At 67.1% G+C, this 22,441-nt stretch carries 20 protein-coding genes and 1 tRNA gene; 14 read left to right on the top strand and 7 right to left on the bottom strand.

The features are described from left to right. Nucleotides 1-114 precede the first annotated feature (114 nt). Both wecB and wecC read left to right on the top strand, forming a co-directional pair. Nucleotides 115-1,257, top strand: a complete 1,143-nt coding sequence (gene wecB / locus NLI89_RS06870) for a non-hydrolyzing UDP-N-acetylglucosamine 2-epimerase (RefSeq protein WP_254686344.1) — start codon at nt 115-117, stop codon at nt 1,255-1,257. After that, entirely contained in the window at nt 1,247-2,566 is a 1,320-nt protein-coding gene (wecC, locus tag NLI89_RS06865; RefSeq protein ID WP_254686343.1) for a UDP-N-acetyl-D-mannosamine dehydrogenase, read from the top strand. Before wecB ends, wecC begins: the two co-directional genes overlap by 11 nt. Here wecC and NLI89_RS06860 read toward each other — a convergent pair. Then, nucleotides 2,523-3,515, bottom strand: coding sequence for a M48 family metallopeptidase (locus tag NLI89_RS06860; RefSeq protein WP_254686342.1), 993 nt, complete (start codon nt 3,513-3,515; stop codon nt 2,523-2,525). The genes wecC and NLI89_RS06860 overlap by 44 nt on opposite strands. Before the next feature lie 207 nt (nt 3,516-3,722). On the opposite strand from NLI89_RS06860, the gene NLI89_RS06855 reads away from it, so the two are divergent. Next, nucleotides 3,723-4,508, top strand: coding sequence for a metallophosphoesterase family protein (locus tag NLI89_RS06855; RefSeq protein WP_254686341.1), 786 nt, complete (start codon nt 3,723-3,725; stop codon nt 4,506-4,508). A 200-nt stretch (nt 4,509-4,708) separates the two neighbouring features. Then, a complete protein-coding gene (locus NLI89_RS06850) occupies nt 4,709-4,942 on the top strand; it encodes a hypothetical protein (RefSeq protein ID WP_254686340.1) in 234 nt (77 codons plus the stop codon). A gap of 527 nt (nt 4,943-5,469) precedes the next feature. On the opposite strand, the gene NLI89_RS06845 is transcribed toward NLI89_RS06850, so the two are convergent. After that, the gene (locus NLI89_RS06845; protein WP_254686339.1) at nt 5,470-6,054 is read right to left on the bottom strand and encodes an FKBP-type peptidyl-prolyl cis-trans isomerase; all 585 of its coding nucleotides are present in this window, start codon (nt 6,052-6,054) and stop codon (nt 5,470-5,472) included. 144 nt (nt 6,055-6,198) lie between these two features. Then, nucleotides 6,199-6,405, bottom strand: coding sequence for a 30S ribosomal protein S21 (gene rpsU / locus NLI89_RS06840; protein WP_055878578.1), 207 nt, complete (start codon nt 6,403-6,405; stop codon nt 6,199-6,201). 275 nt (nt 6,406-6,680) lie between these two features. Here rpsU and NLI89_RS06835 point away from each other — a divergent pair, with 275 nt between their 5' ends. The 5 genes from NLI89_RS06835 (at nt 6,681) to NLI89_RS06815 (ending at nt 11,868) form a co-directional block, all read left to right on the top strand. Further along, entirely contained in the window at nt 6,681-7,598 is a 918-nt protein-coding gene (locus NLI89_RS06835) for a dioxygenase family protein (RefSeq protein ID WP_254686338.1), read from the top strand. 59 nt (nt 7,599-7,657) lie between these two features. Next, nucleotides 7,658-9,088, top strand: coding sequence for a cysteine--tRNA ligase (cysS, locus tag NLI89_RS06830; RefSeq protein WP_254686337.1), 1,431 nt, complete (start codon nt 7,658-7,660; stop codon nt 9,086-9,088). Nucleotides 9,089-9,299: 211 nt separating this feature from the next. Further along, on the top strand, nt 9,300-10,238 hold the full coding sequence (locus NLI89_RS06825; RefSeq protein WP_254686336.1) for a D-2-hydroxyacid dehydrogenase: 939 nt from the start codon (nt 9,300-9,302) through the stop codon (nt 10,236-10,238). A 98-nt stretch (nt 10,239-10,336) separates the two neighbouring features. Then, a complete protein-coding gene (locus NLI89_RS06820) occupies nt 10,337-11,710 on the top strand; it encodes a class II 3-deoxy-7-phosphoheptulonate synthase (protein ID WP_132741841.1) in 1,374 nt (457 codons plus the stop codon). Nucleotides 11,711-11,793: 83 nt separating this feature from the next. Next, nucleotides 11,794-11,868: transfer RNA gene (locus NLI89_RS06815), tRNA-Glu, on the top strand. Nucleotides 11,869-11,923: 55 nt separating this feature from the next. Here NLI89_RS06815 and lysA read toward each other — a convergent pair. From lysA to NLI89_RS06795, 4 genes are read right to left on the bottom strand one after another with little or no spacing between them, the layout of a single operon-like run. Further along, nucleotides 11,924-13,156, bottom strand: coding sequence for a diaminopimelate decarboxylase (gene lysA, locus NLI89_RS06810; RefSeq protein ID WP_254686335.1), 1,233 nt, complete (start codon nt 13,154-13,156; stop codon nt 11,924-11,926). Nucleotides 13,157-13,205: 49 nt separating this feature from the next. Further along, the gene (locus NLI89_RS06805) at nt 13,206-13,469 is read right to left on the bottom strand and encodes a hypothetical protein (RefSeq protein ID WP_254686334.1); all 264 of its coding nucleotides are present in this window, start codon (nt 13,467-13,469) and stop codon (nt 13,206-13,208) included. After that, nucleotides 13,466-13,975 carry a class I SAM-dependent methyltransferase gene (locus NLI89_RS06800; protein WP_254686333.1) on the bottom strand — a complete coding sequence of 170 codons (510 nt, stop codon included), beginning with the start codon at nt 13,973-13,975 and terminating at the stop codon, nt 13,466-13,468. The genes NLI89_RS06805 and NLI89_RS06800 overlap by 4 nt, the downstream gene beginning before the upstream one ends. Nucleotides 13,976-14,001: 26 nt before the next feature. Then, on the bottom strand, nt 14,002-14,265 hold the full coding sequence (locus NLI89_RS06795; protein WP_254686332.1) for a hypothetical protein: 264 nt from the start codon (nt 14,263-14,265) through the stop codon (nt 14,002-14,004). Nucleotides 14,266-14,520: 255 nt separating this feature from the next. On the opposite strand from NLI89_RS06795, the gene NLI89_RS06790 reads away from it, so the two are divergent. The 5 genes from NLI89_RS06790 (at nt 14,521) to NLI89_RS06770 (ending at nt 22,434) form a co-directional block, all read left to right on the top strand. Beyond that, nucleotides 14,521-15,879 carry a glycoside hydrolase 5 family protein gene (locus NLI89_RS06790; RefSeq protein ID WP_254686331.1) on the top strand — a complete coding sequence of 453 codons (1,359 nt, stop codon included), beginning with the start codon at nt 14,521-14,523 and terminating at the stop codon, nt 15,877-15,879. Then, complete coding sequence (locus tag NLI89_RS06785) at nt 15,879-16,886, top strand: glycosyl hydrolase (protein WP_254686330.1); 1,008 nt, start codon at nt 15,879-15,881, stop codon at nt 16,884-16,886. The genes NLI89_RS06790 and NLI89_RS06785 overlap by 1 nt, the downstream gene beginning before the upstream one ends. Further along, the gene (locus tag NLI89_RS06780) at nt 16,883-18,007 is read left to right on the top strand and encodes an SGNH/GDSL hydrolase family protein (RefSeq protein WP_254686329.1); all 1,125 of its coding nucleotides are present in this window, start codon (nt 16,883-16,885) and stop codon (nt 18,005-18,007) included. The genes NLI89_RS06785 and NLI89_RS06780 overlap by 4 nt, the downstream gene beginning before the upstream one ends. A gap of 87 nt (nt 18,008-18,094) precedes the next feature. After that, nucleotides 18,095-20,620 (top strand): glycoside hydrolase family 3 protein, encoded by a 2,526-nt coding sequence (locus NLI89_RS06775; protein ID WP_254686328.1) that lies wholly within the window; start codon nt 18,095-18,097, stop codon nt 20,618-20,620. Further along, on the top strand, nt 20,608-22,434 hold the full coding sequence (locus NLI89_RS06770; protein WP_439144484.1) for a glycoside hydrolase family 9 protein: 1,827 nt from the start codon (nt 20,608-20,610) through the stop codon (nt 22,432-22,434). The genes NLI89_RS06775 and NLI89_RS06770 overlap by 13 nt, the downstream gene beginning before the upstream one ends. The last annotated feature ends 7 nt before the right edge of the window (nt 22,435-22,441 follow it).

Here is a 22,441-nt window from a genome sequence, read left to right as displayed (position 1 = left end):
CTGTATGCTCGTATGGACGTCTATCGGTCGACGTCCACGCGTGCAAATGCACAGAAGTCCAATTCGATGCAGTCCATTAGCGCGTCATTAAAGACGTTGGGCTAGGGCGTTGTCATGTCAAAGATTCTCGTCATCTTCGGTACGCGTCCAGAAGCGATCAAATTGTTTCCGGTCATCCGCGCTCTGGCCGCGACCCCCGGCTTGGTCGTCCGCACCTGCGTCACCGCACAACATCGGGGGTTGCTGGACCAGGTCCTCGCCATCGCCGATCTGTCGCCCGACATCGATCTCGACCTCATGGAGCCGGGCCAGACGCTCGATCGCCTGACCGCGCGACTGCTCACCGGGCTTGGCGAGGTGATGGACGCCGAGACGCCCGATCTCGTCATGGTTCAGGGCGACACGGCAACTGCGATGACGGGCGCACTCGCCGCCTATTATCGCAAGGTCCCGGTCGCGCATGTCGAGGCAGGGCTGCGCTCGGGCGACATCTACCAGCCCTGGCCGGAGGAGGTGAACCGCCGCATCGTCGCGCCGATCGCCGCACTGCACTTCGCCCCGACCGAGACCGCGGCCGAGGCGTTGCGACGCGAGACGATCCCCGCCGACACGATCCACGTCACCGGCAACACCGTGATCGACGCGCTGCACTGGACCGCCGACCGCGTCGCGGCGGACCCTGCACTGGCGGCGGGTCTCGACGCCATCGCAGCGCGCTTCGCCGGCAAGCGCATCGTCCTGGTCACCACGCACCGGCGCGAGAATTTCGGCGACGGCATGGCGGCGATCGCCCGCGCGATCGGTCGGATCGCCGCGCGCGACGACGTCGCGGTGCTGTTCCCCGTCCACCCCAATCCCAACGTCGTCTCGGTGATGGACGCCATCCTCGGCGACCGCGCCAACGTCGCGCGGATCGAGCCGCTCGATTACCCGCATTTCGTCCGCGCGCTCGGCATGGCGGAGATCGTCCTGACCGATTCGGGCGGCGTGCAGGAGGAGGCCCCCGCACTCGGCAAGCCCGTACTCGTGATGCGCGAGACGACCGAGCGGCCGGAAGGCGTGGCGGCCGGCACCGCCAAGCTGATCGGCACCGACGAGGACCGCATCGTCTCCGAAATCTTCACGCTGCTCGACGACGCAGGCGTATATGCCGCGATGGCGCGTGCCCATAACCCGTTCGGGGACGGCCATGCCGCGGCCAGGATCGCCAAGACAATCGCAGAAACACTCGCAAAGGGCGCCGGGCATGCTGTCTGATACCAACCTCAACGTCGTCGTGCTCGGGCTCGGCTATATCGGCCTTCCCACCGCCGCGATCATCGCGCGGACCGGCGCGCAAGTGCTCGGCGTCGACGTGACCGAGTCGGTCGTCGAGACGGTTAATTCCGGCCGGGTGCATATCGAGGAGGTAGATCTCGATGGTCTCGTCTCCGGCGTCGTCGCACGCGGCACGTTGCGCGCCTCGACCGCGATCGAGCCGGCGGACGTCTTCGTCATCGCCGTGCCGACGCCGTTCGACACCGATCATGCGCCCAACATCGGCTATGTCCTCGACGCCGCGACGACCATCGCGTCGGTGCTGAAGACCGGCGATACGATCATCCTCGAATCGACCTCCCCGGTCGGCACGACGGAGAAAGTCCGCGATCTGCTGGCGACCTTGCGCCCCGATCTGCGCGTACCGGGCAAGACCGGCGACCAGGCGGACATCGCGATCGCCTATTGCCCCGAGCGCGTGTTGCCCGGCCGCATTCTGGTGGAGCTGATCGACAACGACCGCGTCATCGGCGGGATCACGCCGCGCTGCGCACGCAAGGCCCTCACCTTCTACCGCCGGTTCGTGCGCGGCGCCTGCGTCACCACAACCGCGCGCGCCGCGGAGATGACGAAGCTCACCGAGAACGCGTTTCGCGACGTGAACATCGCCTTCGCCAATGAATTGTCGCTGATCGCCGACACGATGGGCGTCGACGTCTGGGAGGTGATCCGCCTCGCCAACCGCCATCCGCGCGTGAATATCCTCCAGCCCGGCCCCGGCGTCGGCGGGCATTGCATCGCGGTCGACCCGTGGTTCCTGGTCCACGCCGCCCCCGACCAGACCCCGCTGATCCGCACCGCACGCGAAGTGAACGATGGCAAGACCGACCACGTCATCGCGCAGGTCGCCGCCCTCGTCGAAGCTTTCCCGGATTCAACCGTCGCCTGCCTCGGCCTCGCGTTCAAGGCGAACATCGACGACTTCCGCGAGAGCCCCGCTCTCAAGGTCGCCGAGGCCGTCGCGCGGCAGTTCGGCGACCGCGTGCGGATCGTCGAGCCCTATGCGCAGACGCTGCCCGCGGTGCTGGCGGATACCGGCGCCACGCTGATCGACGTCGATACCGCGATCGAGACCTGTTCGGTCATGATCGTGCTGGTCGACCACGACGTGTTCAAATCGATCCCGCTCGAGGAGCGCGCCGACAAGGCGGTGCTCGATACGCGCGGCATCTGGCCGGATCAGCCGCGCGCGTCGGGGCTGCCGGTCAGCGCAACGGCACGTCTCGAGTCGCAACGACTGGCGGGATGATCGGCCGCGTCGGGGTCGCCGCGATCTCGCGCGCGGCGGCTTCGAGCACCTCGGCGCGTGCCTTGGACGAGGCATGCGTACGGCTGCGGAACAGTCCGCCGTCGATCGTGCCGCCCTTCTGCCGCCAGAATTTCGGCGCCGACATCGGATCATACCCGGCATTGGCGAGCAGGTAGATCCCGAGCAGGTCCGCCTGGTCCTCGGTCTCGCGGATCAACCGGCCGTTGCGACCCAGCTCCGCCAGCAGGCCACGATTGATCTTCGCCGCGTCGAGCCTCTCGCGGTGGCGCAGGATGTTGTGCGCCAGCTCGTGCGAGACGACGACCGCGATCTCCGCGTCGGTATAGCCTTCGAAGAACCGCTCGCCGATCTGCACGATCGCGCCGTCAGCGGTGGCGTCGAGCCCGCTGCCGAGCAGGATCTCGAACCGCGAGCGACAGCCGGTGACCGGCTGAACCGTGATCGGCAAGCGCTGCCCGCCGCGCAAGACGGTCAGCCGCACGGGTTTGCCGACCGGCGCCGTCGCGATCACGGCCTCCGCCGCATCGCGCGCGCCCGCCCCCTCGGCGGCATCCGCTGTCGGCAGTCCCGGTTGCTCGGTGCCGTTGATCGCGACGATCGAATCGTTCGCACGCACCCCGGCCTTGTCCGCCGGCGCCCCCGGCACGACCGCCTCGACGCCGACCGTCGATTCGAACCCGAACGCGGTCGCGGCGGCAGTGCGCGTCGCCGGCCCATATTGCGTCAGCGCGTGGATCGGCATGCCGAGTTGCGGCTGGAGCCGGTCGCACAAAGCGGCATTCGCGGTCGTCAGGCGATAGGCGATCGTCGCCATCCGCAGGTCCGCCGCGCGCAACGTCTCGAAAAATGCCGGGGGCGGCCCTTCGTTCTTCGGGGCGGGCGCGGCGGCAAGCAGCAGGAACAGCAGGGAGCGTGCGATGGTCGGCATGCATCCCCATACTCTTCGGCCGCGGCCCCGTCATGGTCGATGAACGCGGATGCGTTGCGGCCCGTCGCGTTAAACCCTATGCGATCCGTATCCGACCAGCCGTATTCGACCAGCCATATCCGAACACCCGGCGTCCGACCGACGGGAACCTATTCGTCCCGCAGTCGATCAGCCCCCGTACATCTTTCCCCCTTCATCGATAGCAGCATGATTTCAAAGCTTTTCAAGTCCCGTAGCGTTGCCAAGACCAGTCAGCCCGAAATACCCGAAGGTCGCCGCGTCTATGCGGTTGGCGATATTCACGGGCGTGCGGACCTGCTCGATGAACTGATCGCCCTGATCGAGGAGGACGAGCGCACGCGCGGCCCTGCGCAGACGACGCTGATATTCCTCGGCGACATCGTCGATCGCGGCCCCGCCTCCGCCGCCGTCGTCCAGCGCCTGATGGATCTCGCCGCGACTCGCGACGACGTCCGCTTCCTGCTGGGCAACCACGAGGAGATCTTCCTCGGCGCGCTCGACGGCGAACCCAAGGCGCTCCGCCTGTTCTGCCGAATCGGCGGCCGCGAGACGGTGATCAGCTACGGCATGGAGCCATCAGAATATGAACGGCTCGATTACGAGGAACTGGTCCACCGGCTCGAAGATCTGGTCCCGCCCCCCCATCGCGCGTTCCTCAGTGCGTTCGAGGACATGATCGTGATCGGCGACTATGCGTTCGTCCATGCCGGCGTACGTCCCGATACGCCGCTCGACCAGCAACGGACTTCGGACCTGCGCTGGATTCGCGATCCCTTCCTCGATCATCGGTCGGCGCTCGAAAAGACGATCGTCCACGGCCATACGATGACCGACGAGATCGAACAGCGGGGCCATCGGATCGGCATCGATACCGGCGCCTATGCCTCGGGTCGGTTGACGGCGCTGGGCATGGAGGGTGCGGCGACGTGGTCGCTCCAGACCGGCACTGCGGTACGCGCGCAGACGGGCTAGTTCGGTTCGCCGCGAATATCGCGCGGCCCGCAAACTCCCGCTTACAGCGTCGTCTTTCTCGGCTATACCAACAGTCGCGGCTATCGCGTGTTGCGTTGCCGCAACAGTGTAAAACGCTTTGCACTGCACTACTGGCCTTGGTTGCCTTGGGTAAGGTTTTATGCCATTGCTCGAAGCGACGAGCACAAAGGGAGTTTATTATGCGTCTTGGGAAGTACATCCTGACCGCAGCAGCCGCCACGATGGCAGTTGCTCCGGCAGTAGCAGCTCCGGCAAACCTGTCGGTTTCGAAGTCGGTTCGCTCGGGTTCGGTTTCGGCTGACAAGAACGAGCTCGCTGGCGGCGGCATCATCGTTGCGGTTCTCGCAGCAGCTGCAGTCATCGCCGGTATCGTTATCGTTGCAGACAACGACGACGATTCGGACAGCAACTAAGTCTTACGACTTTGTTCGAGAAATAGCGGTCTTCGGGCCGCTATTTTTTTGCCTGCCGCAGACGGCCGGGAGGAAACTCTCACGCCGTGGCCTAACCCCCGGCTTCCTGCTGCACCGCATCGCCGCCAGCGATGAACGCGGCCGCCAACCAGGGGTGCGTAGAATCTGGATGCCGGATTGATCGCCCGCGCGTCACTGTTCTCCCGCGAAGGCGGGAGCCCAGTCTGGATCCCCGCCTTCGCGGGGAAACAGGCTTGGTCCGCGGGTCACAAGCGCAGACGCGACCCAACGGTCACCACACCCCAAGCAACGGCCTTACCTCACCGGGCCCCCTCCTCGTAGATTACGTGACGATTGCCCGCCGCCGGTGCGGGTGATGGCTCGGGGTGAAACTCGGAGCCATCACCCCGCGATATCCATACCTGCCCAAACGAAAAACGCGCCCGCGGATAACCGGGGGCGCGCTTGCGAATCCATATGGCGTTGCCCAGGATAGTGAGATCGACCGGCAATCAGCCGGCCGAACCTCAGGGCTGGGGCTGGCCCGGCGCGCCGCCCGGTGCACCACCCGGCATACCGCCCGGCGCGCCACGCCCCATCTGCGCCTGTGCCTGCATCTGCTGCACCACGCTCTGCGGCAGGAAGTCGAGCAACTCGACGTCGAACACCAGCGTCGAGTTCGCCGGGATCGGCCCGGCCGCCTTGTCGCCATACCCCAGCGCCGGCTTCATCCAGAAGCGATACTTCGAGCCCTTCGGCATCAGCTTCAGCGCCTCGGAGAAGCCCGGAACGACGCCGGTCACCGGCATCGGCGTCGGCTGCTGCGACTTGTCGAAGGTCGTGCCGTTGAGCAGCTTGCCCTCGTAGTTGACCAGCGCGACGTCCGCATCGGTCGGCTTGGCCGCACCGGGCTTGCCGGGCGCGATCACCTTGTACTGCAACCCCGACGCGGTCACGACCACGCCCTTGGCGCGGGCATTGCGTGCCAACGGATCATCGCCCTGACGCGCGAGCGCGACCGCGGCGATCAGCGCGAGCGCGATGCCGACCCAGAGATAGACGAGATAGCTGCGCTTGGTGAGCTGCAGCGGCACTGCGGTGACGGTCGACATCGGATCAAGGCCCTCAGATCATCTGGGATCATCTGGTCACGCCGGAGCGCCGCGCGTGCCGTTGGAAAGCAAGCGGGGGCGCCGTTCTCGGCCGCCCCCGTAAATACCGACCCGACCCGATCACCGGGTCTGGTCGATCAGATCTTACCGTGCGCCGTCGCGCTCGGCGCGCTTGCGGTCGAGCTTGCGCGAACGACGAATCGCTGCTGCACGCTCGCGTGCGCGCTTCTCCGACGGCTTCTCATAGTGCCGGCGCAGCTTCATCTCGCGATACACGCCTTCGCGCTGCAGCTTCTTCTTGAGCGCGCGAAGGGCCTGGTCGACGTTGTTGTCGCGTACGATGATCTGCATAAACCCGTTTAGCTCCGGTCGAATAGATTTTTGCCGTCGCGAATAGGTCCGCGCCGCATGAATTGGGGCCCCTATCAGGGGTCCGCCGGCGTTTCAAGCCAAACCCGCGCGAGCACCCACGCGAGCACCCACGCAAAGCAAAGGCAGCAACCGTCCGCTCGGACCTGGACGCCACGCCGATGTGCAGACCGATCGCGGACACACACCGCAACACCGCGAAACACCCAGGCCACACGTCTTGGCCAGATAGCCTTCCTTACCAGACAGGCCATCATATGCACCACCACGACCAAGCCCCCCACGCCGATAGCCACGGCCACGGCCACAGCCTTGCCGAAGACATGGCGACGTTGCGGAGGCTGCTCGCCCGCCGGGACGCGCTGAAGTGGTTCGCCGGTACAGGCACGCTCGCCTTGCTCTCCGGTTGCGGCAATGCCGAGTCGTCGGACGACGTCGTGATCGTCACCGACGTCACGCCGACCCTCGCCTCCACCGCAACGCCGACATCCACGTCGACCGCGACGACGATCGCCACGACCTGCATCGCCGATCCGACCGAGACTGCCGGCCCCTACCCCGCCGACGGCACCAACGCGTCGAGCGGATCGACCGCCAACGCGCTGACCGTGTCGGGCATCGTCCGCAGCGACATCCGCGCGAGCTTCATCGGCACCACCACCGTCGCCACCGGGACGCAATTGAGGATCACGCTTACCTTGGTCGACGTCGACGCGACCTGCGCGCCGCTCGCCAATTACGCGGTCTATCTCTGGCAATGCGACCGCAACGGCGATTACTCGCTCTACAGCGCACCGACCGAAAGCTATCTGCGGGGCGTCCAGGTTACCGATGCGGCAGGCCAGGTGACCTTCACGACGATCGTCCCCGGCTGTTACGACGGCCGTTATCCGCACATGCATTTCGAGGTCTTCTCGAGCCTGACCGCAGCGACCGGCGGCCGTCATGCAATACTGACGTCGCAGCTCGCCATGCCCGCCGCACTCTGCAACGCGGTCTATGCGGATACGACGCTGTATCCGGCGAGCGCGACGCGGTTCGCCACCATCTCGACGTCGAGCGACAACGTCTTCGGCGACAACACCGCCGCGCAGGTCGCGCAGCAGACCCCGACCTTTGCGGGCTCCGTCGCCGACGGCTACACCGCAAGCGCCGTGATCGGCATCACGCGCTGACGGGCGGCAGGCAAGCGCGCGCTATTTGCCGCCGCCCGCGCGGTCGCTAAGAGGCGCGCATGACCCGCTCCCCCACGACGCTATACAACAGCCTCTCGCGACAGCTCGAGACGTTCACCCCGATCGACCCCACGAACGTCGGCATCTATTCCTGCGGCCCGACGGTCTACAACTACGCGCATATCGGCAATCTGCGCGCCTACGTCTTCACCGACACGCTCAGCCGCGTGCTGACGTGGAAGGGCTATCCGCTCACCCACATCATCAACATCACGGACGTCGGCCATCTGACCTCCGACGCGGATGTCGGCGACGACAAGATGGAGGCGGCGGCGCGCGCCAGCGGCCAGGATATCTGGGCGATCGCGCGTCATTATACCGACGCCTTCAAGCGCAACCTCGACGACCTCAACATCCGCCCGCCGAGCAAATTCCCGCTCGCGACCGATCATATCGCCGAGATGATCGCGTTCGGCGAGGCGATCGCGGACAAGCATTGCTACCAGCTGCCGGACGGGCTGTATTTCGATACCTCGACGGTGCCCGATTATGGTCGCCTCGCCCGATCGCAGGACGATGAGGGCGAAAGCCGGATCGATCCGGTCGAGGGCAAGCGCCATCCGCAGGACTTCGCAATCTGGCGCACTTCGGCTCCCGGGGAAAATCGCCAGATGGAATGGGATTCGCCCTGGGGTCGCGGCGCGCCGGGCTGGCATCTCGAATGCTCGGTGATGAGCAAGCAGTATCTCGGCGACACGTTCGACATCCACACCGGCGGGATCGATCACCGCGAGATCCACCATCCCAACGAGATCGCGCAGAACCAGGCGCATTGCGACTGCGGCGACACCGGCGCCACGCTGTGGATGCACAACAACTTCCTGGTCGAGCGCTCGGGCAAGATGTCGAAGTCGGGCGGCACGTTCACCACGTTGCAGACGCTAGTCGACCGCGGCTTCCACCCGCTCGCCTACCGGCTGATGTGCCTCCAGGCGCATTATCGCAGCGAGCTGGAATTCTCGTGGGAGAACCTCGCCGCGGCGCAGACGCGGTTGAAGCGGCTCGCGATGACCGTCGAGACGCTGGCCACCCGCGGGCCGGGCGGTCCGTCGGGTAGCGCGCGCGACTATCGCGAACGGCTCGACGCCGCGGTGTCCGACGACCTCGCCACCCCGCGCGCGCTGCCGATCCTCGACGAACTGCTCGCGGACAAGCGTATCGCACCGGCGGACCGGCTCGACGCGCTGGTCGATTTCGACGCGGTGCTCGGCCTCGATCTCGGAACGATCCGCCGCGAAGACCTGCGCATCCGCCCGGTGACCGCGACGATCGACGAAGCCACCATCGCCGCGCGACTCTCGGACCGCCGCGACGCCCGCGCTGCGAAAGACTTCGGCACGTCGGACGCGATCCGCGACGAACTGGCCGCCGCCGGCGTCGAGGTCATGGACGGCGACTCGCTAGGCTGGGACTGGAAGATCGCGCTTTAATATCGCGAAGAACTTACGCGCCCTTCGATCCTCCCCCGCAAGGGGGAGGTGGCGCGAAGCGACGGAGGGGGAGGAGGCGATAACCCCTGCTCCGTGTCCGCCCCCTCCGTCGCCTCCGGCGCCACCTCCCCCTTGCGGGGGAGGATCGTAAGACCGCACCCCCGCCCCTCCGACAACTTGACTCTCCCCGCCACCAACCGATGTTCCCCCGATGAAAGCCGTCCTCCCAGCCGCCGCCCGCCCCCTCCTCGAACCGCGCCTCCCCGCGGACCTCGACACCGCCTGGTTCGCCAAGCCCGCGGAGGCCAACGCGATGATCGCGGACGCGGACATCGCCTGGGTCGACATGCAGCCGACCGAGCTCGTCGCCGACGCGATCCGCCACGCCGGGCCAAACCTCAAATGGGTCTCGACGATCTACGCCGGCCTCGACGCATTCCCACTCGATACCCTCCGCGACAACGCCGTCACGCTGACCAACGGTGCCGGCATCAACGCGGTCGCAGTCGCCGAATACGCCGTGATGGCCATACTCGTCGCCGCCAAGCGCTTCGACACGGTCTTGCGCGCGCAGGACCGCCACGAATGGCTGAAGGACGCGCCCGGCAAGATCGAACTCGCCGGCACCAGGGCGCTGATCATCGGCTACGGCACGATCGGCCGGATGATCGGCGACCGCCTGAGCGCGTTCGGCGTCGACGTGACCGGCGTCACCCGCACCGGCCGCGACGGCACGATCACGCCCGACGCCTGGCGCGACCGGCTCGGCGATTTCGACTGGGTCGTCCTCGCCGCCCCCTCGACCGGTGCCACGCACGCGATGATCGGCCACGACGAGCTCGCGGCGATGAAGCCCTCCGCATGGCTGATCAACATCGCCCGCGGCGACATGATCGACGACGACGCGCTGATCGCCGCGCTCACCGACGGCGGCATTGCCGGCGCGGTGCTCGACCCGACCAACCCCGAGCCCCTGCCCGCCGATCACCCGCTCTGGTCGACGCCCAACGCCATCGTCACGATGCATCTGTCGGGCCGCAGCCAGACCACGATGTTCGCGCGCGGTGCGGCACTGTTCCTCGAAAACCTCGCCGCGTTCCTGGGCGGCAAGCCGATGAAGAACGTCGCGGACCTCGACGCAGGGTATTGAAACCAGCCGGCACACCCGCCCCAAAGCTTTACTTCATTGCGCGAAAAGGCGTTTTCGCGCATGGCCAGCCCCACAATTCATCAATCGGACGACATGATATGGCCGCGAACTGGGCCCCCGACAGCTGGACGCGTCACGAAGCACGGCAGCTCCCCACCTATCCCGACGCCGCCGCGCTGACCGCGGCGACCGATCAGCTCGCGACCTTCCCGCCGCTCGTCTTCGCCGGCGAAGCGCGCAACCTGACCGCGTCGCTCGCCGAGGTCGCCGCCGGCAAGGCGTTCCTGCTTCAGGGCGGCGACTGCGCCGAGTCTTTCGCCGAGCACAGCGCCAACAACATCCGCGACACGTTCCGCGTCATCCTTCAGATGGCCGTCGTCCTGACCTTCGCGTCGAAGCTCCCGGTCGTGAAGCTCGGCCGCATGGCGGGGCAGTTCGCCAAGCCGCGCTCGACCGATACCGAGACGATCGGCGGCGTCGAGCTGCCCTCGTACCGCGGCGACAACGTCAACGACATCGCCTTCACGGCAGAGGCCCGCGCGCCCGATCCGCAGCGCATGATCCGCGCCTATTCGCAGTCGGCGGCCACGCTCAATCTGCTCCGAGCCTTCGCACAGGGTGGCTACGCGAACCTCCACCAGGTCCACCGCTGGACGCACGACTTCATGGGCCGCAGCCCCTGGTCGAAGAAATATGCCGAGACCGCGGACCGGATCGGCGAGGCGCTCGAGTTCATGGCCGCCTGCGGCATCGATCCCGAGACCGTGCCGCAGCTCGCGCAGACGCATTTCTACACCAGCCACGAGGCGCTTCTGCTCCAGTACGAGCAGGCACTGACGCGTCAGGACTCGCTGACGGGCGACTGGTACGACACCAGCGCGCACTTCCTCTGGATCGGCGATCGCACGCGGTTCGAGGGGTCTTCGCATGTCGAATACCTCCGCGGCATCGGCAACCCGATCGGCATCAAGTGCGGCCCGAGCCTCGAGCCCGACGCCTTGTTGCGGATGCTGGATACGCTCAACCCCGGCCGCGTACCCGGCCGGATGACGCTGATCACGCGGTATGGTTATGACAAGATCGAGGCGAACCTGCCCCGCCTCGTCCGCGCCGTGACGCGCGAAGGCCATCCGGTGGTGTGGAGCTGCGACCCGATGCACGGCAACGTCGTCAAGGCCGCCAACGGCTACAAGACGCGACCGTTCGACCGCATCCTGGCCGAAGTCCGCGGCTTCTTCGCGGTCCACCGCGCGGAAGGCACGCACGCCGGCGGCATCCATGCCGAGATGACCGGCCAGAACGTGACGGAGTGCACCGGCGGCGCGGTCGACGTGACCGAGCAGTCGCTGGCGGATCGCTATCACACGCACTGCGACCCGCGCCTCAATGCCAGCCAGAGCTTGGAGCTCGCGTTCCTGCTGGCCGAGATGCTCAACGAGGAAATGGCCGAGCGCAAGAAGGTCGCCGCCTGACAAAATGCGCGGGTGTCTTCGGAAACTGCGGCAACCGTCTTGACGGCCGCCACCCCATTCCGTAGACGCCCGCATCTGCTAACGGCCCCTTCGTCTAGCGGTTAGGACGACGCCCTCTCACGGCGTAAGCACGAGTTCGATTCTCGTAGGGGTCACCAGCTTTTCCATCCAACTGACGCCACGGCGTTCCGCTCGATGCCGCCCCCGCGTCGATTAAGCCGCGAACTCCGCCGGCATGATACGATCGCCGACCACCGTGAAGCTATCGCCGTCGACCAGTATCTGGGGGCTCAGCGGTCGGCAATTATAGGTCGACGCCATCGCGGCACCGTAGGCGCCGGTGGTCTCGAGCACCGCCAGGTCGCCGCGCTCTACCCGGTCGATCGTCCGCGCCATGCCGAATACATCGCCGGTCTCGCAAACCGGTCCCGCGATGTTGGCCGTCATCGTCTCCCCGCTCGGCATGACGGCGGCAAACCGGTGATACGCGTCGTAGAGTGCAGGTCGTGCGAGATCGTTCATGGCGGCGTCGACGATCACGAACGGGTAGGTGGCCCCTGGCTTCACCCAGATGACACGGGTCAGCAACACGCCGGCAGGTCCGGCGATGACCCGGCCCGGCTCGAACGTCAGGCCGACGTTCCAACCATCGGTCGCCCGCGTGACCATCGCACCATATTCGTCGAACGAGGGCATCGCGTCGTCGGAACGATAGGGGATGCCCAGCCCGCCGCCCAGATCGACACGCGTTATCCCGTGACCGCGCCGGCGCAGCTCGAACACGAGTGCACCGACCCGCCGATAGGCAGCCTCCAGCGGCCCGAGGTCGCCGAGTTGACTGCCGATGTGCAGCGCTATGCCGCGAAGGTCCATTCCTTCCAGCCGCGCGAGGCGATCATACATGTCCGGCGCGTCGGCGATCGCGACCCCGAACTTGTTCTCGCGCCGACCCGTCGAGATCTTGGCATGCGTGCCGCCGTCGATGTCGGGGTTGACCCTGAGGACCGCGGGCGCCCGGATGCCACGGTCGCGCGCGAGGCTGGCGAGCACGCGACCCTCCTCCTCCAATTCCAGATTGAACTGGCCGATCCCGGCGTCGAGCGCGTCGCCAATCTCGCGGTCGGTCTTGCCGACGCCCGAGAAGACGATTCCGGCAGGCGCGATGCCGGCCGCGAGCGCGCGCCGGAGCTCGCCACTCGACACGATATCCGCGCCATAGCCAGCGTCGGCCAGCAGCCGTAGCACGGCGCTGTTGGGGTTGGCCTTGACGGCAAACGCGAACCGCGGGGACGGCAGATGCCCGAGTGCAGCCTTGAAGCCGGTGGCGGCGTGGCGCAGGGCGCCGGCCGAATAGACGTGCACGGGCGTGCCCACCGCATCGGCGATCGCGGACAGCGGCACGTTCTCGGCATGCAGGACGCCGCCCCGATAGTCGAAGCCGTTCATGATGAATCCTCGGGATGGTAGAATTTCGGCACGGCGGATTTGTGATCGCTCATCGGCCGAAGCCGTCCGTCCCTTGACCGCGCCGACGAACACGTGCGGCATGGACCACGTCCACGGTGTGGCTATGGCCGCGGCGTTCCGCGCGAAACATCTGCCCGACCCGTTTGCCGTAAATCATCAGCGGCAGCCCGAGCAGCGCCAGCAGGAACAGGACGATCGTCAAAGGCGAACCCTCGCGCCCCACGCATATTGCACAGGAAACCGCCGTCAGCGCGAACCCGCCGGCCTTCCATCGCAGGTCGCGCCGGGTCATGATACCTGCACGCCGGTCGCGCGCTGCTCGGCGTCATCCACCACGAGATCGCCGGCAGCAGCCAGCGCCGCAGTGACGTCGGGCTGATCGATTTTCCCGCGCGCCCTATGCCACAGCACGATGTCGGCCGGAAAATCGGCTTCCTGTACCAGCGCCTGAATCATGTCGGCGAGATCGAAGACGAGGCCGATCGCGGGATCGTCGAGCCGGGTTGCCGCAGCCCGTGCGCGCCCGATCATCGCCGGCACCCCGTCGATTCCCCGTCCCTCGACCGCGATGAACCCCAAGGTTCGCGCGTATCGCACCGTTTCGATCAGCAGCGTCCCGCAACCGCAATCGGCATCGACGATGCGAACCGCGTGACGATGGCGCTCCCTCAACCCGGCAAGCGCCACCGCGATGCGCGGCCAGCGCGGGTCGCCTCGCGCGGCCCGGCTGCCCGGTGTCGCAACCGATTTTGGTCGCGGTCGGCTGGCTCCACCCGAGAGCGTGCCGACTTTTTTCATTCCAGCTGTCATGGTCTTGGCTTCCGTCAGGCGGCGCGCGACAGCGGCTTTTCGCCGGCCTCGACCGGACCGAACGGGATCAACGGAACCAGGGGCACCCCCGTCATCACCAGGCTCGCATGGTAGCTCTCGCATTCGCCCCTGGCGAAACTCAGCGCCGCGCTGCGCGAGACGAAACGGCCTTCCAGCCTTCCGCCGGCATCCTGCACGAGCCAGTGGCCCGCTCTATCCTGACCGACATAGATGACGAGCCCGGGTTCATCGGGCTCCGGATGGGGTTCGGACGACATGTTCGCCTTCGTGCCTTTTCATGGTCGGGCGTCCATGCGCCCGCCTCTTCCAGCTACGAACCGCCGCATAGCGATTCGAGATCGATCGCCGGCAACCGCATAGTGAAACCATAGCATTGCGATCGCGCGCATCTCGAACGCGCCGCTCGCGCGCATATTCTGCGGTAGCGTCGGGGCGGAGGCGAACCTAGGGTCGCGCCGAACGGGGTCGAACGCTATCGGACCTCGATACACAGGCGAGACGGGGAGTAGGCTTTGGCGGTAATCGACAGGCGCGCGGCGTTGCTGGCGGGGGTGGCCCTGCTGGCCGCTTGTACGAATTCGACGCAGCTCGGAACCGGAGCCCTTGCCGGCAAACCGCCCGCATCTTCGTTCGTAACCGTTGCCGGACACGGCTTCGAACGCAACGGCAAGCCCTACCGCTACGCCGGCGCGAACATCTGGTACGGCGCGTGGCTCGGGGCCGAGACCGCCTATGGCAACCGTGCACGCCTGGCGCGCGAGCTCGATCGGTTGCAGGCGCTCGGCGTCCGTAATCTCCGCATCCTCGGCTCGGCCGAACTGTCGCCGCTGAAGAACTCGATCACGCCGGGGTTCCGCGATAAGACCGCGACCTACAACGAGGATCTGCTCAAGGGTCTCGACTGGACGCTCGCCGAGATGGCGAAGCGCGACATGACCGGCGTGATCTACCTGACAAACTTCTGGGAATGGTCGGGCGGGATGATGACGTATCTCTCGTGGGTCAACGGCGGAAAGTTCATCAACATGAACGACCCCGCGCACCCCTGGCCCGAGTTCGCCGACTGGAACGCGGCATTCTACACCAACGGCCAGGCGCAGGCGATGTACCGCGACTACATCCGCGCGATCGTCTCGCGGACCAACAGCGTCACCGGTGTCGCCTATGCCGCCGACCCGACGATCATGGCGTGGCAGTTGGCCAACGAGCCCCGCCCGGCTGGATCCGCCAAGGTCGCCGTCCCAAACCTGCCTGCCTTCTACCGCTGGGTCGACGAGACCGCGCGCTACATCAAGACGCTCGATCCCAACCACCTAGTCTCGACCGGCTCCGAAGGGCTGAAGGGTTCGATCGAGCGCGAGGACGTCGTGCTCGCCGCGCACAAGTCCCCGTCGATCGACTATCTCACCGCGCATATCTGGCCGAACAACTGGACGTGGATGGATGCGGGCAATCTCGCCGGTACCTACGACGCGGGCGCGGCGAAGGTGGCGGACTATATCGACGCGCATATCCGGCTCGCGACCACGCTCGGCAAGCCGCTGGTCATCGAGGAGTTCGGCTACCCGCGCGATGGCCAGGACGCCTATGATCCGACCATCACGACAGCCTACAAGGATCGCTTCTACCGCCAGATCTACGCCGCGATCGAGGCGAACGCCAAGGCCGGCGGACCACTTGCAGGCTCGAACTTTTGGGCGTGGAACGGCGACGCGCGCAGCCGCCACGCCGACCACAGGTTCCAGCGCGGCGACCTCGGCTATATGGGCGACCCCCCGCACGAACCGCAGGGCTGGTACGGCGTGTTCGACAGCGACACCTCGACCCAGGCCGTGATCCGCGCGCACGCCGCGGCGGTGGCGGCGCTCTGATGCTGAGCCGTCGCGAGACGCTGGGTATGACGGCAGCGCTCGGCCTGCTCAACGGTGTGCCGGCGCTGGCGGCGGTGCCGAACCGCAGCTTGAGCAACCCGAACGCGTCCCCCGCCGCCCGGCAACTCTACGCCTATCTCTGGAGCCAATACGGCAGGAAAACGCTGACCGGGCAACAGGAGCAAGGCTCCGGCCCGACCAATCCCAACGGCGAACTCGACTATCTCCAGCGGGTCACCGGCAAGCTGCCGGCGATCCTCGGCCTCGACTACATAGACCCGCGCGACAACGACGCGGTGAACGACCGGGCAACCGACTGGGCGCGCTCCGGCGGCATCGTCACGTTATGTTGGCATTGGGGCGCGCCCGACATCGGCACCGGCTACGAGAACTCCAAGAAGGATTTCGACGTCGCCGCCGCGCTGAAACCGGGCACGCCGCAGAACGTCGCGATGATGCGCGACATGACCGAGGTCGCGCGCCTGTTGAACGTCCTGCAAGATCGCGGCGTCGCGGTGCTGTGGCGCCCGTTCCACGAATTCAGCGGCGACTGGTTCTGGTGGGGCAAGCACGGTCCCGACGCGTTCAAGGCGCTCTGGGCGCTGATGTACGACCAGTTCACCCGCGTCCACCGGCTGAACAACCTGATCTGGGTGCTCGGCTGGGCGGGGCAGAACGTCGATCCCGCCTGGTATCCCGGCCGCGCGACGGTCGATGTCGCCGGCGCGGATATCTACGCTAAGGACCACGGCAACCTCGCACCGATGTTCGCGCAGGTGAAGGCGATCGTCGGCGACACCCTCCCGATCTGCCTGCACGAGAACGGCCCCGTCCCCGATCCCAGGCTGCTCGGCCCCACGGCGGACTGGCTCTGGTTCATGACCTGGCACACCCGCTGGCTGACCGGCGCCGACCAGAACACGCCGGACCAATTGCGCCGCGACTTCGCGTCGAAGCGCTACGTCACCAAGGACGAGCTTCCCGCAAGGCTGAAGGTGAAGGCATGAAGACGATCCTCGGACTGGTCGCCGCGATGCTACTGTCGACATCGGCGATCGCCGCACCGCCGACGGTGACCCCGCCAACGGTGACCCCGACGACCGTGACCCCGACGACCGCGAAAGCCGGCGCCCCCCTCCCCGTCCACATCGGGGGCCGCGTCGAGCGGACCGCGGACGGCTATAAGCGCCAATGGCCGGGCACATATTTCGAGGCGGCGTTCCGCGGCCGGAGCGCATTGCTCAGGATCGGTCAGGGCGACGTCATCCTCCGCGTCTCGGTCGATGGCGCGCTCGCCGCCAAGCTCGTCAAGCCGAAGCCCGGCCTCTACCGCGTCGCCGGCCTGTCGAAAGGCCCCCATACGATCCGGGCCGACGTCGCCAGCGAAAGCCAGTCCGCACCAACGGTCTTCGGCGGCTTCTACGCCGGCCCGGAAACACGCGCGCTCCCCGCACCCACCCGCACGCGTCAGATCGATTTCATCGGCGACTCGCACACCGTCGGCTACGGTAACACCTCCGCCAGGCGCGACTGCACGCAGGCCGAAGTCTGGGCGACCACCGACACCGCGCAAGCCATGCCCGCGCTGACCGCCCGCCGTTACGGCGCCGACTACCAGGTCAATGCGATCTCCGGCCGCGGCATCGTCCGAAACTACGACGGCATGACCGCCGACACCATGCCGACCGCCTATCCCTTCACCCTGTTCGACAAGGCCAGTCGCTACGCCGACCCGGCCTGGCGCCCCAGCCTGTTCGTGATCGCGCTTGGCACCAACGACTTCACCACGCCGCTCCACCCCGGCGAGCCGTGGAAGACGCGCGACGCGCTCCACGCCGATTACGAGCAGCATTACGTCGACTTCGTCAAACGCCTGCGCGCGCGCGATCGACACGCGCATGTCGTCCTGTGGGCGACCGACATGGCCAACGGCGAAATCGCGTCCGAGGTCGGCAAGGTCGCGGCACGGCTCAAGGCCGAGGGCGAGCGCAACGTCGCCTTCGTGCCGGTCACCGGACTTGCCTTCACCGGCTGCCACGCGCACCCTTCGACCGCGGACGACGCCCGGATCACGACCGCGCTGTCGACCTATATCGACGCGCATCCCGAGATCTGGATGCGGAAATAAGCAAATGATTTGCACATTGTTGCCGGCACCCGGTAGCAGAGCGACAAAGGTGCGGATTACGATCGCGTACCATCGGGGGAGAGTATGATGTCGGCAGGGTTTTCCACGTTCACGATCGCGCTTCTGCTGCAATCGGCCGCAACGCCGGTAGCGCAATCAGCACCGCCATCTGCGGTCGCGCGTCCCGAGATCTGGCCGACCGTCAGCGCGCGTCCCTCGCGTGATCCGAAGGTCGAGGCACGGATCGATGCGATCATGAAACGCATGTCCGTCGAGGACAAGATCGGCCAGCTGATCCAGGTCGACATCGCCAGCATCGAGCCGTCGGACCTCCGCACCCACAAGCTCGGCTCGATCCTCAACGGCGGCAATGCCGGCCCCGGCGGCAACGACCTCGCGCCCCCCGTCGAATGGCTGAAACTCGCCGATGAATTCTACGACGCCTCGATGGCCCGCACCGACGGCCGCCCCGCGATTCCCGTGATCTGGGGCACCGACGCGGTCCACGGCAACAACAACATCCCCGGCGCGACGCTCTTCCCGCACAATATCGGCCTCGGCGCGGCGCGCGACCGCGACCTGATGCGCGAGATCGGCCACATCACCGCGATCGAGACCGCCGCCGCCGGCATCGACTGGACCTTCGCACCGACGCTGGCGGTGGTCCGCGACGATCGCTGGGGCCGCACGTATGAGAGCTATTCCGAGGAGCCGACGATCCAGGCCGACTACGCCGGCGCGGTGATCGAAGGCGTCCAGGGCAAGGTCGGCACCAAGGAGTTCCTCGCCCCCGACCATGTCATCGCGACGACCAAGCATTTCCTCGGCGACGGCGGCACGGGCGGGCGGGACCAGGGCGACGCGCTGATCCCCGAAACGACGTTGCGCGACATCCATCTCGGCGGTTACCCCGCGGCGATCGAAGCCGGCACGCAGTCGGTGATGGCCAGCTTCTCGAGCTGGAACGGCGCCAAGATGCACGGCAACAAGAGCCTGCTGACCGGCGTCCTCAAGGATCGCCTCAACTTCGACGGCTTCGTGGTCGGCGACTGGAACGGCCACGGCCAGGTCGAAGGCTGCTCGAACGAGAGTTGCGCGCCTGCGATCAACGCCGGGCTCGACATGTTCATGTATTCGGGCTCCGGCTGGAAGACGCTCTACGCCAACACGCTGAAGCAGGCGCAATCGGGCGAAATCCCCGCCGCCCGCCTCGACGACGCGGTCCGCCGTATCCTCCGCGTGAAGATCCGCGCCGGCACGTTCGATCGCGGCCGCCCGTCGTCACGCGCGCTCGCCGGCAAGATGAACCTCATCGGCGCCGCCGACCACCGTGCGATCGCACGCCGCGCCGCACGAGAATCGATGGTCCTGCTCAAGAACGAAGGCGGGCTGCTCCCGCTGAAACCGTCGACCAACATCCTCGTCGCGGGCGGCGGTGCGGATAACATCCCGCAACAGGCCGGCGGCTGGTCGCTGACGTGGCAGGGGGGCGGCACGACCAACGCAAACTTCCCCAATGCCGAGACGATCTGGTCGGGCATCAGCACCGCGGTCAAGGGCGCCGGCGGCACCGCGACGCTGTCGGCGGACGGCAGCTTTGCAAAAAAGCCCGACGCGGCGATCGTCGTGTTCGGCGAACAGCCCTATGCCGAGTTCAAGGGCGACCGCCCGAACCTCGAATACAGTGCCGAGGACAAGTCCGACCTCGAACTGCTGCGGAAACTGAAGGCGGCGGGCGTGCCGGTCGTCGCGGTATTCCTGTCGGGGCGTCCTTTGTGGGTGAATGCCGAGCTGAACGCTTCGGACGCGTTCGTCGCAGCGTTCCTGCCGGGCAGCGAAGGCGGCGGCGTGGCCGACGTGCTGTTCCGCAAGAAAGACGGCGGCGTCGCCAACGACTTCCGCGGCAAGCTCAGTTTCTCCTGGCCCAAACGCCCCGACCAGTACGTCCTCAACCGCTCCGATCCCGGCTACGACCCGCTGTTCGCATTCGGCTACGGCCTCAGTTACGCCAAGCCCGGCACCGTCCCCAAGCTTGAAGAGACCCGTCCCGCCGGGATGGCCGCGTCGTCGAACGGCACCATCTTCGGCAAGGGCCGCGTCCCCGAAGGCTGGTCGCTGACGCTGGTCGAGCAGGACCAGTCGAAGGTCCGTCTGCTCGGCGTCAACGCGACGACCGCAACGAAGCGCCTCACCGCTTCCGCGGTCGACCGCCGCCGCCAGGAAGACGCGCGCGCGCTCGTCTGGGCGGGTGGGCCTGCCGATGCGCGCGTCGAGGCATCGGGCCCGCTCGACCTGACCCGCGAGAGCAATGGCGAACTGAGCCTCGTGGTCGACGTTCGTGTCGACCGCGCCGGCAGCGCGCCGGTCGGCCTCGGCATGGTCAGCAACGACGGCAAGGCGGTGACCGTCCCGATCACCAGGACGCTCGCGGCCGGCAAGCCGGGCGACTGGCAGCAGGTGATCGTCCCGCTGCAATGCTTCGCCAAGCGCGGCATCGACATGGCGCACGTCACCGCACCGTTCGTGATCGCCACCGATGGCAAGCTCGGCCTGTCGATCTCCGACGTGAAGATCGACTCCGCGCCGGTCCCGATGACGAAGTGCGGCGATTGAGCCGGCTCCTGCTCGGTGCGGCGGCCGTCCTGCTGACGACCGCCGCCACGCAACCCCCGCCCGCGTCGATCCGGATCGATCAGGCGGGGTTCGAGACGAGCGGCCCGAAGACGGCGGTCCTCCCATCCGCGCAGACGAAGTCTCTCGCGTGGACACTGACCGACGCGCGCGGCAAGACCGTCGCGTCGGGCCAGACGATACCGGTCGGTCCCGACGCAGCCTCGGGCGAAAGCGTCCACCGGATCGACTTCGGCACGTTTCGTACCCCGGGCACCGGCTATCGCCTCCACGTCGGCACCAACGCCAGCCACGCATTCGCAATCGCAGACCGTCCGTTCGCGCGCGTGGCGACCGCGGCGATGGCGTTCTTCTACCAGCAGCGCAGCGGCGTGCCGATCCTGCCGGCCTATGTCGAACGCAAGGATCTCACCCGCCCCGCCGCCCACGCCCCCGATATTGCCACCTGCTTTGCCGGCCGCGATCAGAAGGGCGTCAAATGGCCCGGGTGCGACTACAAGCTCGACGCGACCGGCGGCTGGTACGACGCGGGCGACCACGGCAAATACGTCGTCAACGGCGGTGTCTCGACCTGGACGCTGCTCGACTTGCACGAGCGCCTCGCCGTGTTCGGTGACGCAAACGCCTTCGCCGATGGCCGCCTCGCGCTACCCGAACGCGCCAACGGTAAGGACGACCTGCTCGACGAAGCGCGCGTCGAAGTCGCGTTCCTGCTTGCGATGCAGATTCCCGATGGCACGCGCCTCGCCGTGGCGCCCGACGCCGGCATCGCGGGCAAGGCGATCACCCGGTTCGAGACGATCGATGCCGGCGGCTTGGTTCACACCAAGATCGCCGACGAGAATTGGACCGGACTCCCGACCGCCCCCGCCGACGATCGCGAACGCCGGTTCCTGTACCCGCCTTCCACCGCGGCAACGCTCAACATGGTCGGCGTGGCGGCACAGTGCGCACGGGTCTGGCGGACGATCGACCCGACCTTCGCCGCCAAATGCCTTACCGCGGCGCGACGTGGCTGGGCGGCGGCACTTCGCCACCCCGCCCTCCTTACCAGCTCCGACTTCACCGGCAGCGGCGGCTATGGCGACCCGGATGTCCGCGACGAGTTCACCTTCGCCGCCGCGCAACTCTACGCGACCACCAACGAAGCGGTTTTCCTCGATCGCCTCCGTAAGGACGGCATCTTCACCGATCCCGGCACGGATATCGGCTGGGGTTCGCTGAAACTGGCGGGGGCGCTGACGCTCGCGACCCTGCCCGACGCGCTCCCCGCGGACGATCGCGCCACGCTCCGCAGCCGGATCACCGCGCTCGCCGACGGCTTCGTCACCGAGGGCAAGCGGAGCGGCTACGGCATACCCTTCGGCGGCACCAACTATCCCTGGGGCTCGAGCAGTTCGATCCTCAACCGCGCGATCGTGCTCGGCGTCGCATGGCAGATCGACCGCAAGCCCGCCTATCGCGACGCGGTGGTGGCGAGCCTCGACTACATCCTCGGCCGGAACCCGCTCGACCGCTCCTACGTCACCGGCATCGGCACGCGCCCGATGCAGCACCCACACCACCGCTTTTGGGCGGCCGCAGCGGACAAAAGCTACCCCGAACCACCCACCGGTGTCCTCTCCGGTGGCCCCAACTCGGCAGCCGCGAAAGAGCCCGGCCCGATGAAGGGCTGCGCACCCCAAACCTGCTGGATTGACGACTACCGAGCCTTCACCGTCAACGAAGTCGCGATAAACTGGAACGCCCCGCTGGTGTGGACCGCAGCGTTCCTCGACGCGACGCGGGGGCGCTAAAACAATT

It is taken from the genome of Sphingomonas faeni (assembly GCF_024273235.1).
In the GTDB taxonomy this organism is placed as follows: Bacteria; Pseudomonadota; Alphaproteobacteria; order Sphingomonadales; family Sphingomonadaceae; genus Sphingomonas; species Sphingomonas faeni_A.
The sequence above is the reverse complement of the archived record's forward strand: the minus strand, read 5'-3'. Positions and strand labels throughout refer to the sequence as shown.